The 15,394-nt window shown below is 48.6% G+C and carries 15 protein-coding genes, 4 tRNA genes and 2 pseudogenes; 9 read left to right on the plus strand and 12 right to left on the minus strand.

Annotation, left to right across the window (positions count from 1 at the left end):
- Positions 1 to 1,263, minus strand: coding sequence for a site-specific integrase (locus B5G04_RS06965; protein ID WP_087396481.1), 1,263 nt, complete (start codon positions 1,261 to 1,263; stop codon positions 1 to 3).
- Positions 1,264 to 1,282: 19 nt separating this feature from the next.
- The gene (locus tag B5G04_RS06970) at positions 1,283 to 2,512 is read right to left on the minus strand and encodes a site-specific integrase (RefSeq protein WP_087396483.1); all 1,230 of its coding nucleotides are present in this window, start codon (positions 2,510 to 2,512) and stop codon (positions 1,283 to 1,285) included.
- A 286-nt stretch (positions 2,513 to 2,798) separates the two neighbouring features.
- On the opposite strand from B5G04_RS06970, the pseudogene B5G04_RS19305 reads away from it, so the two are divergent.
- From B5G04_RS19305 to mobV, 5 genes and pseudogenes are all read left to right on the plus strand, one after another.
- Positions 2,799 to 3,005, plus strand: a pseudogene (locus B5G04_RS19305) (tyrosine-type recombinase/integrase); the annotation flags it as partial.
- Positions 3,002 to 3,373 carry a hypothetical protein gene (locus tag B5G04_RS06980; RefSeq protein WP_072546079.1) on the plus strand — a complete coding sequence of 124 codons (372 nt, stop codon included), beginning with the start codon at positions 3,002 to 3,004 and terminating at the stop codon, positions 3,371 to 3,373. The pseudogene B5G04_RS19305 and the gene B5G04_RS06980, both read left to right, overlap by 4 nt.
- A gap of 271 nt (positions 3,374 to 3,644) precedes the next feature.
- Complete coding sequence (locus B5G04_RS06985; protein ID WP_087396489.1) at positions 3,645 to 4,838, plus strand: DUF5906 domain-containing protein; 1,194 nt, start codon at positions 3,645 to 3,647, stop codon at positions 4,836 to 4,838.
- A 90-nt stretch (positions 4,839 to 4,928) separates the two neighbouring features.
- Positions 4,929 to 5,258 (plus strand): hypothetical protein, encoded by a 330-nt coding sequence (locus tag B5G04_RS06990; RefSeq protein WP_143270440.1) that lies wholly within the window; start codon positions 4,929 to 4,931, stop codon positions 5,256 to 5,258.
- 161 nt (positions 5,259 to 5,419) lie between these two features.
- On the plus strand, positions 5,420 to 6,790 hold the full coding sequence (mobV, locus tag B5G04_RS06995) for a MobV family relaxase (protein WP_087396494.1): 1,371 nt from the start codon (positions 5,420 to 5,422) through the stop codon (positions 6,788 to 6,790).
- 77 nt (positions 6,791 to 6,867) lie between these two features.
- Here the strand turns inward: mobV and B5G04_RS07000 are convergent.
- Positions 6,868 to 7,432 (minus strand): annotated as a pseudogene (locus B5G04_RS07000) (cyclic nucleotide-binding domain-containing protein).
- 159 nt (positions 7,433 to 7,591) lie between these two features.
- Here B5G04_RS07000 and B5G04_RS07005 point away from each other — a divergent pair.
- Positions 7,592 to 7,918, plus strand: a complete 327-nt coding sequence (locus B5G04_RS07005) for a multidrug efflux SMR transporter (protein WP_021928755.1) — start codon at positions 7,592 to 7,594, stop codon at positions 7,916 to 7,918.
- Between the two features lie 15 nt (positions 7,919 to 7,933).
- On the plus strand, positions 7,934 to 9,115 hold the full coding sequence (locus B5G04_RS07010) for an MFS transporter (protein WP_087396708.1): 1,182 nt from the start codon (positions 7,934 to 7,936) through the stop codon (positions 9,113 to 9,115).
- A 349-nt stretch (positions 9,116 to 9,464) separates the two neighbouring features.
- On the opposite strand, the gene B5G04_RS07020 is transcribed toward B5G04_RS07010, so the two are convergent.
- The 6 genes from B5G04_RS07020 to B5G04_RS07045 all read right to left on the minus strand — a co-directional run bounded on the left by B5G04_RS07020 (position 9,465) and on the right by B5G04_RS07045 (position 11,197).
- Positions 9,465 to 9,537, minus strand: a tRNA-Gly gene (locus tag B5G04_RS07020).
- A gap of 7 nt (positions 9,538 to 9,544) precedes the next feature.
- Positions 9,545 to 9,627: transfer RNA gene (locus B5G04_RS07025), tRNA-Tyr, on the minus strand.
- Positions 9,628 to 9,652: 25 nt separating this feature from the next.
- Positions 9,653 to 9,725 (minus strand) — tRNA-Gly (locus B5G04_RS07030).
- A 7-nt stretch (positions 9,726 to 9,732) separates the two neighbouring features.
- Positions 9,733 to 9,815 (minus strand) — tRNA-Tyr (locus tag B5G04_RS07035).
- Positions 9,816 to 9,876: 61 nt separating this feature from the next.
- Entirely contained in the window at positions 9,877 to 10,371 is a 495-nt protein-coding gene (gene ribH / locus B5G04_RS07040) for a 6,7-dimethyl-8-ribityllumazine synthase (protein WP_022040055.1), read from the minus strand.
- A 148-nt stretch (positions 10,372 to 10,519) separates the two neighbouring features.
- The gene (locus tag B5G04_RS07045; protein ID WP_022040054.1) at positions 10,520 to 11,197 is read right to left on the minus strand and encodes a tetratricopeptide repeat protein; all 678 of its coding nucleotides are present in this window, start codon (positions 11,195 to 11,197) and stop codon (positions 10,520 to 10,522) included.
- Positions 11,198 to 11,345: 148 nt separating this feature from the next.
- Here B5G04_RS07045 and recF point away from each other — a divergent pair, with 148 nt between their 5' ends.
- The gene (recF, locus tag B5G04_RS07050; RefSeq protein WP_022040053.1) at positions 11,346 to 12,464 is read left to right on the plus strand and encodes a DNA replication and repair protein RecF; all 1,119 of its coding nucleotides are present in this window, start codon (positions 11,346 to 11,348) and stop codon (positions 12,462 to 12,464) included.
- Positions 12,461 to 12,751, plus strand: coding sequence for a DUF721 domain-containing protein (locus B5G04_RS07055; RefSeq protein ID WP_022040052.1), 291 nt, complete (start codon positions 12,461 to 12,463; stop codon positions 12,749 to 12,751). Before recF ends, B5G04_RS07055 begins: the two co-directional genes overlap by 4 nt.
- Here B5G04_RS07055 and B5G04_RS07060 read toward each other — a convergent pair.
- The 3 genes from B5G04_RS07060 to B5G04_RS07070 are packed head-to-tail and all read right to left on the minus strand — an operon-like array spanning position 12,732 to position 15,389.
- Positions 12,732 to 13,298, minus strand: coding sequence for a 5-formyltetrahydrofolate cyclo-ligase (locus tag B5G04_RS07060; protein ID WP_087207449.1), 567 nt, complete (start codon positions 13,296 to 13,298; stop codon positions 12,732 to 12,734). The genes B5G04_RS07055 and B5G04_RS07060 overlap by 20 nt on opposite strands.
- Positions 13,299 to 13,315: 17 nt before the next feature.
- Positions 13,316 to 14,956: a S41 family peptidase gene (locus B5G04_RS07065; protein WP_087396498.1), complete on the minus strand. Its 1,641-nt coding sequence runs from the start codon at positions 14,954 to 14,956 to the stop codon at positions 13,316 to 13,318.
- Positions 14,946 to 15,389: a dCMP deaminase family protein gene (locus B5G04_RS07070; protein WP_022040050.1), complete on the minus strand. Its 444-nt coding sequence runs from the start codon at positions 15,387 to 15,389 to the stop codon at positions 14,946 to 14,948. Before B5G04_RS07070 ends, B5G04_RS07065 begins: the two co-directional genes overlap by 11 nt.
- Between the last annotated feature and the right edge of the window lie 5 nt (positions 15,390 to 15,394).

A 15,394-nucleotide genomic window follows, 5' to 3' on the forward strand; every position in this document is an offset into this window, starting at 1 on the left:
TCATTTCCCAATTTGCTCATTATTAAGGTCTGTTTCTTTTGGCAATCCTTGCCTTTTGTACCATTTGCCTGTTCCGTACATCATTCTGACCGCCATCAGGTTGTCCATGTCCTTGGATATCTTCTTGTCCGTAATCTCCGCATACCGTTGGGTGGTTCTTATACCGGAATGCCCCATCATCTTGGCGATGCTTTCGATGGGTATTCCCTCTGAAATTAAGAACGTTCCGAAGGAGTGCCTGCTTTGATGGTAGGACAAGTTTTCTTTCCGCCCTATCGCAACGCCCAGCTCATGTATCTCAAACCACATCTCGTCACGGCTCGGAAGCGGGAACACGGGCTTGGTGTCGTCCGTGGTGTTGTAGAGGTCGAGTATCTGTTCCGCTATCGGGTGCAGGGGGATGAACGCCTCCACATTGGTTTTCTTGCGGTTGATGCGGATGTAACGTCTGCCGTCCGCCGTCCTGCCGATATGGTGCGGATGGAGCAGCATGATGTCCACATACGCCAAGCCCGTGAAGCTCGAAAACAGGAACGCCCTGCGCCCAAGTTCCTGCAACGGGTCGAGCATCGGGGTTTCGAGGATGGCTTTCAGCTCCGCACGGCTGATGTGCCTGTGCTTCGGCGCGGGCTTCTTCTCGTATTCCATGTCCTCCAACGGGTTGGCTCGGAGTATCTCGTAGTCCACTGCGAGGTACACCAGCTTGCTCAGCCAACAAAGGCACTTGTTGATTTGCTGTGTGCTGAAGTTCTTGTTGCGCTTCATGAACGCCTTGTAGGAACTGCCGAAGTCCTCCGTGATGTCGGTGAAGTCAATGTCCTCCTTGCCCAACGAGGTGAGGTAGTCTTTCAGGTACTTCTGGTAATACCCCGAATGGCGGTAGGTGGACGTGGAGTTTATCTCCTTTGAACGGGCAAGCAGCCGTTCGCGTTCCCTTTCGCCCATCTGCAACAGCTTGGTGGGGATGACCGCCCTTTTCGCCAATGTATTTTTGAGCAGTTCGGCGCTCACCACGTTCTGTTTCTTCAAAATCTCATCGTAGGCAAGCCCGACGGACTTGCGGAACTCCTGCAGGCGGTTGTTCTCTCTGACGGTGCGGATGGTTCCTGTCCTGCTGTTCCAATCCTCCGGACGGCAATAGATGCCCGTCGCCATCGTGGAACTCTTGCCGTCTATGGTGATGCGGCACAGGACGGAGGTCGTGCCGTCCGCCTTCACCTTGTTCCGGTTGATATACGGTAATATGGAAAATGTACTGCGCATAATGGTAATGTTTTTAGGATTAAAGGATTAGTTTCAAGTCTTTGGTCGCTTCTATGTACTTGTCCATGTCCTCAAAGAGCTTCTTCGGGGTGACACGGGCATAAACTTGGGTTGTGGTTATATCGGAATGTCCCAGCATCCGGCTGATGGTTTCAATCGGCACTCCGGCCTCCAGAGTAATCAGCGAGGCGAAGGAGTGACGTGCCTGATGGTAGCACAAGGTGCTGCTCACCCCTGCAAGGACGGCAAGTGATTTCATGTGCCGACGGAGGTTCGGATGGTATATCATCGGGAACAGCGTCGGGCGGTTTTCGTCATGGTACTTCTCAATCAGGGCGAGTGCTTCCGGCAGCAGTTTCACGCTCGCCCGAAGCTCGTTCTTCTGGCGGCGGTATTTCAGCCAAAGGCATCCCTCGTCATCGGTGTACAGATTGTCCCTTGTGACGCTCACCGCATCCGCATAGGCGGTTCCCGTATAACAGGCAAACAGGAAGAGGTCACGCACAAGGATGTGCGTGGTGCGCCATGCGGGTATCTCCACATCGCGTATCTTCTCGAAGTCCTCACGGCTCAACGCCCTCGGTGTACGCTCTGTCTTTTGCGGTAAGGTGAAATTGGCGAAATGACATCTTTCGGCATGCCCCTCCTTGTAGGCGATGCGGCATACCTTTTTCAAGATGGCGAGATAGTGGCGCACGGTGTCCACCGCCAAGCCTTTCACGTCCATCACGAAGTTCTGGTAGTCGTGTATGAACTGTTCGGAAAGTTGCCCAAAAGCGATGTCCTTCGTCTTGAACTGCCACTCGATGAATTCGCCCAATGTCCTTCTCATGTAGTAATAGCCGGGGTAGGTTCCTTTGGCACGGTCGATGCCGATACGTGCCTTCAAGTCCTCGCAGATGCGGTCGGTCATTCTCAGCAGGGTCATCTGCGTATCCATACTGCCTTGGAACAAGTCCTTGACTGCCGTAGCGTCAAAGTCCTGCCCACGCTCCACCAACGTATCAAATGCCGCATTGACCGCAAGCAGCAACTTGTCCAATTTCGCGTTGGCCTCCACCGCCTCGCGGCTCTTGCCGTCCAGACGGCTTTCCCTCGCGTTCCACAACTCCGGCCTGCACGACAGCTTGCAGCCGAACTGCGCCATCGTGCGGTTCACCGTTATCCTTCCCATTATCGGGGCTTTGCCCGACTTGTCCGTTCCGCTCTTTTTCAGGTAGAGCAGCACCTTGAATTTCTCGATTTTCATACGCTCACACTTTTTTGTTGCAAAGTTAAGTTGAGTGCAAGCGTTCCTTGATTTGCAGAACAGTGCGTATCGGCGCAATCGGCACGGGCGCACAACAATTTCATTTTCCGTGCGTTACCTGTCCTTACTTCGGTAACAGGCGGCTAACGGCTTGGTAACTGAAATGCCTCAGTATTCCGCACTCCGTTGCGTTTCCGGCATCCGGCAGAATAATGCGAAACCGCTCATTTCAAACGGGTTGCGTTTTATCATCACTTGTTTGCTGACGGCTGCTTTGGGGGTTCTATTTCATTGCTCACGTCATGGATTCGCAACCCTGGCTCTCTGCAAGGGTATGCCGATAGAAAGCGTAAGCCGCATTTTGGGACATACGAACATCGAAACGACCCAAATCTATGCGAAGATAACCGTGGAGAAGCTGGATAACGACCTCACGATGCTGGGCGACAAGTTGAGCAAGTCATTCGGCAACATCAAGGTGGCAGGGATATGAAACGGGCAACAATCACGATGGACGGAAGCGGCAGGGTTGCCGTACCGTCCGATATAGCCAATGTGTGGATGAGCGAAATGGAGTTGGTAACGCTGTTTGATGTAATCGCCCCGACACTCCGTGCCGCCGTCCGAGCCGTGTATAGGAGCGGAGTGTTGCAATCTTGCGAAGTGGAAAGGCGCATCAGGCTGCCAAACGGTTATTATTTGGAAGTGTATGCGCTGCCAATGGTAATGGCACTGGCTTTCCGTATCAACACATCCAATGCCGCAAGAGTGCGTAATGTCTTGCTGGAAAGGCTGTGCTTGCGAAAAGACAGACAAATGCTTTGGCTTTCGTTAGGTAACAGCATATCGTGTAAGTGTTAGCGAGTGCGGTTGCGTGTCACTACGCCCATGCACTCACACAATCCAAGTCTGCCCGAAGAAGTACCATTTTCCGCTTCTTCGGGCTTTTTCTTTTCGCCTTTTGATGACTGATATTGCCCATCTTACTGCATTTTCTTATCCGTCGGTTTCTTTTGCGCCGTTCTGCATCGTTTTACGTATCAAGGTTTTAACCGTCATGCCGTAGCTTTGCACCCATGTTCAACCCGCCTGCCGACAAGGTGTCGGCGGCACAAAAAACTATATTTGAAACATGGAAAAGAAAGAAGAATTTATCCGTGTAGGCACAACGCTCTACAAAATTGTGGACCAGCCCCGAATTGACGGCGGCTATGTGAGGAAGCGCATCGCATGGAACTCCGAGACCCTGCGGCAGGACTACGGCAAGGACTACATGGCAAGTGTTCCGAAGTATGACGGCTTCTGCACCGTACCCGACCATGTGGGCTACAAGCCAGTAGTCGGCAAGTTCCTCAACCTTTACGAGCCGATAAGCCACGTTCCCCGACAAGGCGACTTCCTTTGTATCCGCTCGTTGGTGGAACACATCTTCGGCGAACAGTATGAGTTGGGGATGGATTACCTGCAACTGCTATATCTTTACCCCGTTCAGAAGCTGCCCATCCTGTTGCTCGTGTCCGAAGAGAGGAACACGGGCAAAAGCACGTTCCTGAACTTCCTGAAAGCCGTATTCCAAAACAACGTGACGTTCAACACCAACGAGGATTTCCGCAGCCAGTTCAATTCAGATTGGGCGGGCAAACTGCTCATCATGGTGGACGAAGTGCTGCTCAACCGCCGTGAGGACAGCGAGCGATTGAAGAATCTCAGCACCACACTGTCCTACAAGGTGGAGGCAAAAGGGAAAGACCGTGACGAGATAGGCTTCTTCGCCAAGTTCGTGCTTTGCTCCAACAACGAACACCTGCCTGTCATCATTGACGCTGGCGAGACACGCTATTGGGTGCGGAAGATTGTGCCGCTACGGAGTGATGACACCGACTTCCTGCAAAAGCTGAAAGCGGAAATCCCCGCTTTCCTGCACTTCCTATGCAACCGTACACTCTCCACCGAGAAAGAAAGCCGTATGTGGTTCAATCCGAAGCGGCTGGAAACGGATGCCCTGCGGAAGATAATCCGAAGCAACCGCAACCGTTTGGAGATAGAGATGGCGGAACTGCTGCTCGACATCATGGCAAGCGTGGGCATCAGTTCTGTTTCTTTTTGCCTCAATGACATTATCCCGTTGCTCGTCTGCTCTCAAGTAAAGGTGGAGAAGTCGCAGGTTCGGAAAGTGGTGCAGGAATGCTGGAAGCTGGCTCCTGCATCCAATTCGCTTTCCTATACCACCTACCAATACGATTACAACCGCGAATGCCGCTATTCACCCGTCAGGAGAATTGGACGCTACTACACGGTAAGCAAATCGCAGTTGGAAATGCTTTGATATTTTGATGAAATGATGAAAGCATATATAAACATAAAGAATAACAGCAACTTACATCCTCATCAAACACTCAACAAAAGGATTTGGCTGATGAAAAGAGAAAGGCAGCACAACGCCATTCATCACTTTTCTTTTGGCGAGCGGTTTGATGAAACGCTGATGAAAGGTTATTCCATTAGCTGTCAGAATATTAGACTATCCAATCATCAATTCATCGGATTTTCACCCCTCATCAAGTCCGCCGGAGAAGCAACAGAGGTGAACATCGCTATTCGCAGACAGGTCGGACGGACTTCCGGTTTGCCGACCGACAAGGGGAAACCGATGTCACTGGCGAAAAGAAAAGGCAACCAATGTCCGCCGACATTACCGCTGACGCCGCCGCAGGCTTTTGGGAAACAAAAAGCCATAGCTCATTAGGGCGTTTTCTTCACGCACCGCTGACGCTAATGCTAAAAACGCCCCAATGAGCCAGCGGGGGCGTACCCCTCTGGACACCCCGTTTGCCCCGTGCGGCTATAACCGCAGGCAGGCGGACACCGACAGACAAGTTTGTATAACCTCTAAAACAAGAAACGAACATGGGATACATAAGCATCCAAATCAACAAGGCGAAAGGTTCGGCTGACACGGGCGCATCCGACCACATCGAACGCAAGACTACGCCCAAGAACGCAGACCCCACACGCACCCACCTCAACCGTGAACTGGTAGAGTTTCCCGACGGTGTGGCTGACCGCACCGAGGCTATAAGCCACCGCATCCGCACGGCTGGCATCAAGAGGAAGATAACGCCCGACCAAGTACGGGCAATCCGCATCGTGCTTTCGGGTACGCACGAGGACATGATAAGAGTGCAGGACGAGGGCAGACTGAACGAATGGTGCGATGACAATCTGCAATGGCTACACCGCACGTTCGGAAAGGAGAACACCGTATCGGCAGTGCTGCACATGGACGAGCACACGCCGCATATTCATGCAACGGTTGTGCCGATAGTAACGGGAGAGCGCAGGAAAGCGAGGAAGAAGCAGGCGGAGGGCAAACGCACCTACCGCAAGAAAGCCAACGCCGTGCGTTTGTGTGCTGACGACCTCATGAGCCGTGAAAGGCTTGTTGCCTATCATGACAGCTATGCCGCAGCGATGGCGAAGTACGGATTGCAGCGTGGCATACGAGGTTCGGAAGCACGGCACACAACCACCGCCCAATACTACCGTGACCTGAAACGGCAGACGGGAGAGCTTGAAGCCAACGTGCAGCAGTTGCAGACCGAATGCCAACAGGCAAAGCAGGAACTTGACGAAGTCAAAAAAGAAATCAAGTCGGAGAAGCTGGAAGCCGCCAAGACCGAGGCGAAAGCGGCACTCGTGGCAAAAGTAGGTTCTCTTTTGGGCAGCGGCAAATTGAAAGAGTTGGAAGCCGACAACCGAACCTTGCAAGGCGAGGTTGCCGCCCGTGACGAGAGCATCGAGTTGTTGCAACAACAGATGCAGCGGCAGCAGGATGAACACAGCCGTCAACTGATGGAACTGCAAGCCAAGCACCGCAGAGAAATGGCGGACAAGGAAGCGGAACACCAAAGGGAAGTGTCATTCCTGAAGTCCATTATCCAAAAAGCCAAGAAGTGGTTTCCGCTGTTCCAAGAGTTGGTGTACATGGAGAGGTTCTGTCTGAAAGTCGGCTTCAACGAAAGGCAGACTGCCACGCTCATCAGCGGCAAACCGCTGTTCTACGAGGGCGAGCTCTATTCGGAAGAGCACAGGCGGAAGTTCACGACCGAGGAAGCAGGCTTCCAAGTGGTAAAAGACCCGAAAGACAAGTCCAAGCTTGCACTTGCCATCAACGGGCAAGTGATTGGAGAGTGGTTCAAGGAGCAGTTTGGCAGGCTGTTCTCATCCGTTAAAAGGACGGTTGAACCGCTTAGGAGAGGCAAGGGCATGGGATTATAAACAATACCAACGGAAAAATAGCAAGTTTGTGTTTGGGGCAGACCAAAACCGCTTGCTATCCTCAGTTGGTTGAAACGTCATTTTATTTGTGCCCGAATCCTACTCAAACTTGCCTGTGTGATGCCTAAATAGGTGGCGATACTTCCTAACGGCAACCGCTGTAACAAATCAGGCTCTTTCTCCAACAACTCGTGATACCGTTCCGAGGCGACGGCTGACAACATGGAAATCAGCCGTTCCTCGGCAGCAAGCAGTTCCATTTCCGCATAACGCCGTCCCCAATTGGCTATGTGCAAATCCTCCAAGAATAACTCTTTCAGTTTTTTCCTTTCCAATACATATTAAGACAGAATTTTCCATCAGCTCCATTGTTTCATACCCCGGTTCGTCATTCACATATCCTTTCATGGAAACAATAGTCGCCCCTTCCTTGCCGACCCAAAAGGTAATTTCTTTCCCCTCTACCGAAGTATAGGCGCGGACAATGCCTTTCTTGATGAAAAAGATGTCTTTTTCTATCTTGCCATATTCCAACACTTGGAATCCTTTTGGGTATGAGACTTCCGTCAGGCATTGCCGCAACTTGTCCAAAGACGCATCCGGCATGGCATATCTCTGGTTGATGATTTCCTTTATATCCATAAGTCATTTTGTCGTGGTACAAAATTATAAAATAGCGCACAGAAACAGCTGCTAACGGCTGTTTTTTTTTGTCAAATGCAAAATCCGTTTTTACCAAATGTAAAAAACGGTTAGAAATTACTTGCTTACTTTTGCACCCGAATTTAATAAATCATAGGTATGAATTGGATAATTTTATTTTTGGCAGGATTGTTTGAGGTAAGCCTTACATTCTGCTTGGGAAAAACGAGAGAGGCATCAGGTATTGGTTTTTATCTGTGGGGAAGCGGTTTCTTGGCTTCCACGGTATTGAGTATGGCATTACTTGCCAAAGCGGTTCAGACTTTGCCTTTGGGCACGGCATACGCCATTTGGACGGGTATCGGAGCGGTCGGCACGGTCTTGATTGGGATATTCGTTTTCAAAGAGCCGGCCACTCCCATACGGCTTTTCTTCCTGTTCACGCTCATTGCCTCCTTGATTGGATTGAAAGTTGTGTCATACTGAAAGGAGGAATAAATGATGAAATATGAATTGAGAGAAAACCATGGCATTCCGGCACCTCTGCTGGCTCTGATGGCAGTCGCTACCGGGCTTTCCGTTGCCAACTGCTACTACAACCAGCCTTTGTTGGGCAGCATGGCAAAGGATTTTGGGGTAAGCGACTTTTCTGCCAGCATGGTTGCGACATTGACCCAGATAGGTTATGTAGTCGGACTTGTGTTTGTCATTCCGCTTGGCGATTTGGTTTCACGAAAGCAGCTGATATTGACCAATTATATCATTTCATCGTGCGCATTGCTTGCCATAGCACTTGCCCCTAACATCTATTGGGTGTGGGGCGCATCCTTGCTTGCCGGAGCATCTTCGGTTATGCCGCAGTTCTTCATCCCGTTGGTGTCTTTCCATTCAGCACCCGCACACAAGGTACGCAACGTGGGGATTATACAGTCCTGTCTGCTCATAGGCATTCTTGGCTCACGGGTGTTAAGTGGTTTCCTGGCTGATATGTGGGGATGGCGTTCCGTCTATTTTGTGGCTTGTGTGTTTATGCTCGGATGCTTTCTTATGATTTACAAGATGCTTCCCGTTCTGCCTGCTCATTCACGTGAAAATTATGCGGGTCTGATGAAATCCTTGTTGCGTCTGCTTGCCAAATACCCGTACTTGCGTATCGCTTCGTTGAGGGCGGCATTGGCTTATGGCTCGTTCTTTGCGTTGTGGAGTTGCCTTGCTTTCCGGATGAAGCAAGAGCCATTCTTTGCGGATGACGATATTATCGGGGCACTCGGTTTGTGCGGATTGGCAGGTGCGTCTACGGTTGTATTCATTAGCGGCTATATCCAGAAGTACGGCGTAAGGTTCTTCTCCATTGTCGGGGGATGTGTTATCTTGGCTGCATGGTTGTTGGCATTTTTTGGAAATGACAGCTACTTGTGGATGATAATCGCCATCCTTTTGATTGATGCAGGAATGCAATGCATCCATTTGTCAAATCAGACCAGCGTGGTCTCCCTTGACGCATCCGCTATCAATCGTGTCAATACCGTTTATATGACCATTTACTTCTTGGGTGGCTCTGCTGGTACATTCGTTTCAGGCCTGTTTTGGCAACATTACGGATGGGCAGGTGTGGTTTGGACGGGAATAGCTTTTACCGTGGCTTCCTTGCTCGTTAATTGCTTCAAGCCCAAAACGGCATAAGGGTGGATGCCAAATATCCAGACTGAAATAATTTTTGGAATGATCCTTTCAGTCTGAATATTTTTCATACCTTTGTACCGTAAGAGTTTCCCGAACAAGCAAAGCGATGCAGACCACGGCAATTAGAACGGTTACCAACTCATTACCCGAAAACGAGGTAATTCTTCTAACTCTCTTGATTTCAAAGAGGTATATTCCTTATACAGATTTACGAAAAATCTGTGGAATATCCGCCGGATTTCGTCAGATTAACGAAAATGTGGATGATGCGGGATTGGATAAAATGAACGGATATTCAATAAAAAAATCAGAGACTACCTCGTGAAAATCCGAGATAGTCTCTTTGGAGAGCGGAAGACGGGACTCAAACCCGCGACCCTCAGCTTGGAAGGCTAATGCTCTATCGACTGAGCTACTTCCGCAAATCAGTGGGCAAGGATGGATTCGAACCACCGAAGGCGTAAGCCAGCAGATTTACAGTCTGCCCCATTTGGCCACTCTGGTACTTGCCCGTTTATAAAAGCACTCTTTTCATAGAGCGGAAGACGGGACTCAAACCCGCGACCCTCAGCTTGGAAGGCTAATGCTCTATCGACTGAGCTACTTCCGCAAATCAGTGGGCAAAGATGGATTCGAACCACCGAAGGCGTAAGCCAGCAGATTTACAGTCTGCCCCATTTGGCCACTCTGGTATTTGCCCTTTTTGAGAGGGAATATTTGGCTTATTCCCTCGTTTTCTCAAATGCGTTGCAAAGGTAATGCTATTTTTTTAATTTGCAAGCAAAATCAATCATTTTTATTGCATCGATGGCACATTCATCGCCTTTATTGCCTAATTTTCCACCTGCGCGGTCTTCTGCCTGTTGCATGGTATCGGTTGTAAGCAGGCCGAAGAGTACCGGGATGTCATGGGTTGCATTCAAACAGGTAATACCTTGGGTGGCTCCCATGCATACATAATCGAAATGAGGCGTATCGCCGCGCACTACGCATCCTAGGGCGATAACTGCATCTACTTTGCCGCTTTTGATGAACTGGGAGCATCCGTATGTCAATTCGAAGCTGCCCGGTACGGTTGCGGTCAGGATGTTTTCATCTTTTGCGCCATGTTTTTTTAAAGTAGTTACGGCTCCTTGCAGCAGGGCACCGGTAATGTTAGAGTTCCATTCGGATACAACGATTCCGAAACGCATGTTTGAAGCATCGGGTACGGCATTGGTGTCGTAATCGGAGAGATTGTGGTAAGCTGTTGACATGGCTTTTGAATTTTTGGGTAGATGGTGAGAATTGGTTTAATGAATATCCGCAAACAATCCATGTTTGCGGATATTCAATTTAGTTTATATAATTTGCGTTGGCCTCATGCTGGTAGGAAGATTCCGCTATGGAATGCTTTTCCCACCTTTATTTAATAGAAGCGCGTTCGATATACTTGTCGATATTCATGGCTTGGTAGGAGTTGCCATATTGGGTCTTGATTTCCTTGTAAGCATCTACAGCTTCGGCGTTTTTGCCTTGTTTTTCCAGAATCTGACCTGCCTGTAGCAGATAGATGGGGCTTAAGGTTGTGCTGTTTGCTTTGTGGGCAGCTTTCAGTAGGGTGGCTGCAGCCTTGTCCAGTTGTCCCATCTGTGCATAGCAGTTACCCAAAGTACCGATGATTGCCGGGGCTACCATATAGTCGTCTGCACTGAATTTGTCGAGATAAGTAGTGGCTTCTTCGTATTTGCCTAATTGTGCGTAGCAAAGTCCGGCATAAACATTAGCCAGATTTCCTGCATCTGTTCCGCTGTACTCGTCTGCTATTTTCAGAAAGCCTGCATATCCCAGGCTGTCCCCTTTCAAGGCGGACTCGAAATCGTTGTTTCCGAAATATTGTTCGCCTTTAAACAGTGCTTCGGATGCTTTTACCTCGTTGGGCTCGCCGATAAAGTGGGTATAAGCCTGAAATCCGCATACGATTACTACGATAGCTACTACGATACCTATCAACAGGTTCTTGTACTTAAACAGGAATGCTTCGGAAGTGCTTAATGCTTCATCCACATTCAATGGGTCATGAGTTTGATTTTGTTTTGACATCTTTCTTATTGTTTTTTATTATTTTCCTCACAATGCAATTTCGGTCAGCAAAAGTAATTTATTTATAGTTATAAATGAAATTTGCGGGCATGTTTTTTTATCAATCGTCCTTTTATTCGTATTTTTGTGACTTAAAAGTGGATGAATTATGTGGTTAAAACGCATTTCTATATTAAATTACAAGAATCTGGAACAGGTAGAACTGGGATTTTCCCGAAAGTTGAATTGCATAATCGGTAAGAATGGCATGGGTAAAACGAACCTGATGGATGCGGTGTATTATCTTTCGTTCTGCAAAAGTGCTACCAACCCTATTGATTCGCAGAATATTTTTCATGACCGTGACTTTTTTGTGATACAAGGATTTTACGAGAATGGCCTGGGCGAACCGGAAGAGGTGTATTGTGGGTTGAAACGTAGGCAGAAGAAGCAGTTCAAACGTAATAAGAAGGAATATTCCCGCCTGTCGGACCATATAGGGTTGATTCCTCTGGTTATGGTGTCGCCTGCCGATTCGTGGTTGATAGCAGGAGGGAGCGAGGAAAGGCGCCGGTTTATGGATGTGGTTATTTCGCAGTTCGACCGTGAATACCTGGATGCCCTGATCAGGTATAACAAGGCTTTGCAGCAGCGTAATGCCTTATTGAAATCGGAAATGGAACCGGAAGATGAACTGATGACCTTGTGGGAAGAAGGAATGGCTGCGATGGGAGAAATCGTTTACCGGAAGCGGAAAAGCTTTGTCGATGAATTTGTACCGGTATTCCAGTCGTATTATGCCTATATTTCGCAGGAACGGGAACAGGTAAGTTTGACCTATGAATCGCATGCGGGAGAGGGAGACTTGTTGCAGCTGCTGAAAGAGAGCCGGCAGCGCGACCGTCTTTTGGGGTATTCTACCAAAGGTATGCATAAGGATGATTTGGTTATGAAACTGGGTGATTTCCCCATCAAGCGTGAAGGTTCGCAAGGGCAGAATAAAACCTATCTTATCGCATTGAAACTGGCGCAGTTCGATTTCTTGAAACGGATAGGAAACCATACTGTTCCCATTGTATTGTTGGATGATATATTTGATAAATTGGATGCATCGCGTGTGGAACAGATTGTCAAACTGGTGGCAGGAGACAATTTCGGTCAGATATTTATAACCGATACCAATCGTGAGCATCTGGATAAGATTCTGCGTGAGGTGGGAGAGGATTATAAACTGTTTGAGGTCGTAGACGGATGTGTGTCGGAACGGAAAGGAGAAGATGACGTATGAAACGGAACAATACAGAGCAGGTAGGGGATGTTATCCGGCGTTTGCTCAGGCAGGAAGGTCTGGAGACTCCACTTAATGAATACCGGTTGATAGAGGCATGGAAAGACGTGGTGGGTCCCGTCATTGCGCGTTATACGATGAATCTGTATATCAAGAACCAGGTCTTGTATGTGCATTTGTCGTCGTCGGTCTTGCGGCAGGAGTTGTCAATGAGCCGGACGTTGCTGATACGTAACTTGAATGCTCAAGTCGGTTCGCAGGTAATAGTCAACATTGTCTTCCGGTAGAGGCAACGTTCCCGTTTTCGGTCCATACTTCGTCCATAGGTATGTCAGAGTCTTCTGTCGGAAGTCCTGGCTCGGTCAGTTGGAACTGGAAGCATATACCTATTTTATATACATTCAGTTTGTTGAGCAGACGGTCATAATATCCTTTGCCTCGTCCTAAACGGTTGCCTCTCCGGTCGAAAGATACGCCTGGAATGATGGCAAGGTCGATGGAGGCAGGTGAAGGAAATGCTGTTCCGAGGGGTTCTTGGATGTGGAAGCTACCTGTCTGCAACTGGTCTGCACCTTTATATGTGCGCAATTCAAGTTCGTTGCCCTTTACTACAGGCAGCACAATTACCTTTTGGGAATACCATTTTTCTATGAATGCATGTGTCTGTACTTCATCGGGAAGAGAGTGATAAAGCAAGACGGTTTTAGCCAGTTGGAAGCGCGGATGTGCTTCCAACTGGCTAAACAACCTGGAAGAAAGATTGTGTAATTCTTCTGTCGTATGCTGTTTTTTTTCTTGTGCTATACGGGTTCTGATATCTTTCTTTGACTGCATGTGCTTGATGTGTTGGGTCAATTGGTTGCTTCTTCCGGTGCTTTAGGGAAAGATTCTCCTTTTTCCAATACTTCCAGAGCTTGCAAGACGGTTTTGTCGGTCTTGTTGCTGTATTCAATGTATGCTTCGATGCCCAGAACATTGTATATGATGTTTCCGTACAGGTTTTCGTCGAACAGTTTTTTGGATTTGTACATCAATATATTCCGGCGTTTCAATCCTTTCTTTTCAGCATACGATGCGAATTTTTCCAGCAGGTTCTGGGTTTTCAGGTAGTCGGCCATGCTGTCGGGAGTCGTATACTTCTGGAGCGTGCTTCGGTTCTTGTCTGTATAATCCAGTGTATATCTGATAATCAGTCCCCGTGCAGCGGCCATGCGGAAGTAAGTCGTAATGCCTGTGGTGTCTTGCGGAACGAAGATATCTGGCATAATGCCTCCGCCTCCATAAACAGTCCGTCCCAACCGGGTATGATAGATTTCCTGGGTATTCTGCTTGATGCTGTCTGCCGAGAAAAATTCGCCATGTTCGTAACGGGTAATCAAGTCCATTTCGTATTCTGAATCGTTTCCTTTTACGTATGGCTTTTGGATACAGCGTCCCGAAGGAGTGTAATAGCGGGCAATGGTCAGGCGGATAGCCGAACCGTCGCTGAACTCGATAGGTTGCTGTACAAGCCCTTTGCCAAACGAGCGGCGTCCGATGATGGTACCCCGGTCATTGTCTTGAATGGCTCCGGCAAATATTTCGCTTGCCGATGCCGATCCTTCGTCCATCAGCACGACAAGCGGAATGCTTTGGCTGCTTCCAGTACCGTTGGATGTGTAGTTTTCGCGTGGGGATTTACGTCCTTCTGTATATACTATCAGGCTGTTTCCAGGCAAGAACTCATTAATCATTTGGATAGCTGATGCCATATATCCTCCGGTGTTTCCACGCAGGTCGATAATCAGTCCTTTGTAGTTGGAACGGTTCAGTTTGGCAAGTGCCACCAGCAGTTCCGGATAAGTGGTTTCTCCGAACTTGTTTACTTTGATATAGCCAAACTGGTCATTGACCATATAGGCGGCATCGATACTTTTTACCGGAATGTCGCCACGGACAACTGTAAAGTGTAGTATTTCTTCTTCACCAGGGCGGTAGACACCCAGTTTGACGGTGCTTCCTTTTTCGCCTTTCAAGCGTCGCATGGCTTCGGTATTGGTTACTATTTCACCCACGAAAGCCGAGTCGTCTACTTCAATGATACGGTCGCCTGCCAGCATACCTACTTTTTCCGAAGGTCCACCGGGGATTACATTGTTCACGTGGATGGTATCGTCTTGGATGGTGAACTGTATGCCTACACCGCTGAAGCTGCCTTTCAGGTCGGAATTGACAGTTTCTAAATCTTTGGCAGGGATGTATGCCGAGTGCGGGTCCAATTCGCCGAGTATTTGAGGCATGGCTTCTTCTACCAGGTCGTACATATTTACAGTGTCTACGTACTGGTCATCTATGATACGCAACAGAGCGTTCAGCTTGTTGGATGAAGTGTTGATGATGCCCAGTTTGTTGCCTGAAAAATGGTTGGCATAAAATGTTCCGATTAAGATTCCTATCACTACACAAAAGGCAAGCAGGAAAGGCATCAGCCGGTTTTTGTTGTTATTTGTCATACGCTTCTTCGTTTAAATAAATCACTTCTATATTTGCACGTTTCAAGAGTTCGATACCATCTTCCAACCGGTATTTTTCGGCATACACTACCCGTTTGATGCCGGCTTGGATAATCAGCTTGGCACATTCGATGCAAGGGGATGCGGTGACATAAAGTGTTGCTCCTTCGCTGCTGTTGTTCGAACGGGCTATTTTGGTGATGGCATTAGCTTCGGCATGCAATACGTACGGTTTGGTCAGTCCGTGTTCGTCTTCGCATACGTTTTCAAATCCGGCAGGTGTCCCGTTGTAGCCATCCGAGATTATCATCTTGTTTTTGACAATCAGTGCCCCTACTTTTCTTCGGTTGCAGTAAGAGTTTTCTGCCCAGATAGTAGCCATGCGCATGTATCGCCTGTCTAATGTTTCTTGTTTGGTGTCGCTTGGTTCCATATATA

It is taken from the genome of Bacteroides sp. An51A, from assembly GCF_002161565.1.
GTDB classification, from domain to species: Bacteria; Bacteroidota; Bacteroidia; order Bacteroidales; family Bacteroidaceae; genus Phocaeicola; species Phocaeicola intestinalis.

Bases quoted from the DNA above. Each gene is read 5' to 3' on its own strand.
- B5G04_RS06965 (WP_087396481.1), bottom strand. From the start codon at position 1,263: ATGCGCAGTACATTTTCCATATTACCGTATATCAACCGGAACAAGGTG.
- B5G04_RS06970 (WP_087396483.1), bottom strand. From the start codon at position 2,512: ATGAAAATCGAGAAATTCAAGGTGCTGCTCTACCTGAAAAAGAGCGGA.
- B5G04_RS06980 (WP_072546079.1), top strand. From the start codon at position 3,002: ATGAAACGGGCAACAATCACGATGGACGGAAGCGGCAGGGTTGCCGTA.
- B5G04_RS06985 (WP_087396489.1), top strand. From the start codon at position 3,645: ATGGAAAAGAAAGAAGAATTTATCCGTGTAGGCACAACGCTCTACAAA.
- B5G04_RS06990 (WP_143270440.1), top strand. From the start codon at position 4,929: ATGAAAAGAGAAAGGCAGCACAACGCCATTCATCACTTTTCTTTTGGC.
- mobV (WP_087396494.1), top strand. From the start codon at position 5,420: ATGGGATACATAAGCATCCAAATCAACAAGGCGAAAGGTTCGGCTGAC.
- B5G04_RS07005 (WP_021928755.1), top strand. From the start codon at position 7,592: ATGAATTGGATAATTTTATTTTTGGCAGGATTGTTTGAGGTAAGCCTT.
- B5G04_RS07010 (WP_087396708.1), top strand. From the start codon at position 7,934: ATGAAATATGAATTGAGAGAAAACCATGGCATTCCGGCACCTCTGCTG.
- ribH (WP_022040055.1), bottom strand. From the start codon at position 10,371: ATGTCAACAGCTTACCACAATCTCTCCGATTACGACACCAATGCCGTA.
- B5G04_RS07045 (WP_022040054.1), bottom strand. From the start codon at position 11,197: ATGTCAAAACAAAATCAAACTCATGACCCATTGAATGTGGATGAAGCA.
- recF (WP_022040053.1), top strand. From the start codon at position 11,346: ATGTGGTTAAAACGCATTTCTATATTAAATTACAAGAATCTGGAACAG.
- B5G04_RS07055 (WP_022040052.1), top strand. From the start codon at position 12,461: ATGAAACGGAACAATACAGAGCAGGTAGGGGATGTTATCCGGCGTTTG.
- B5G04_RS07060 (WP_087207449.1), bottom strand. From the start codon at position 13,298: ATGCAGTCAAAGAAAGATATCAGAACCCGTATAGCACAAGAAAAAAAA.
- B5G04_RS07065 (WP_087396498.1), bottom strand. From the start codon at position 14,956: ATGACAAATAACAACAAAAACCGGCTGATGCCTTTCCTGCTTGCCTTT.
- B5G04_RS07070 (WP_022040050.1), bottom strand. From the start codon at position 15,389: ATGGAACCAAGCGACACCAAACAAGAAACATTAGACAGGCGATACATG.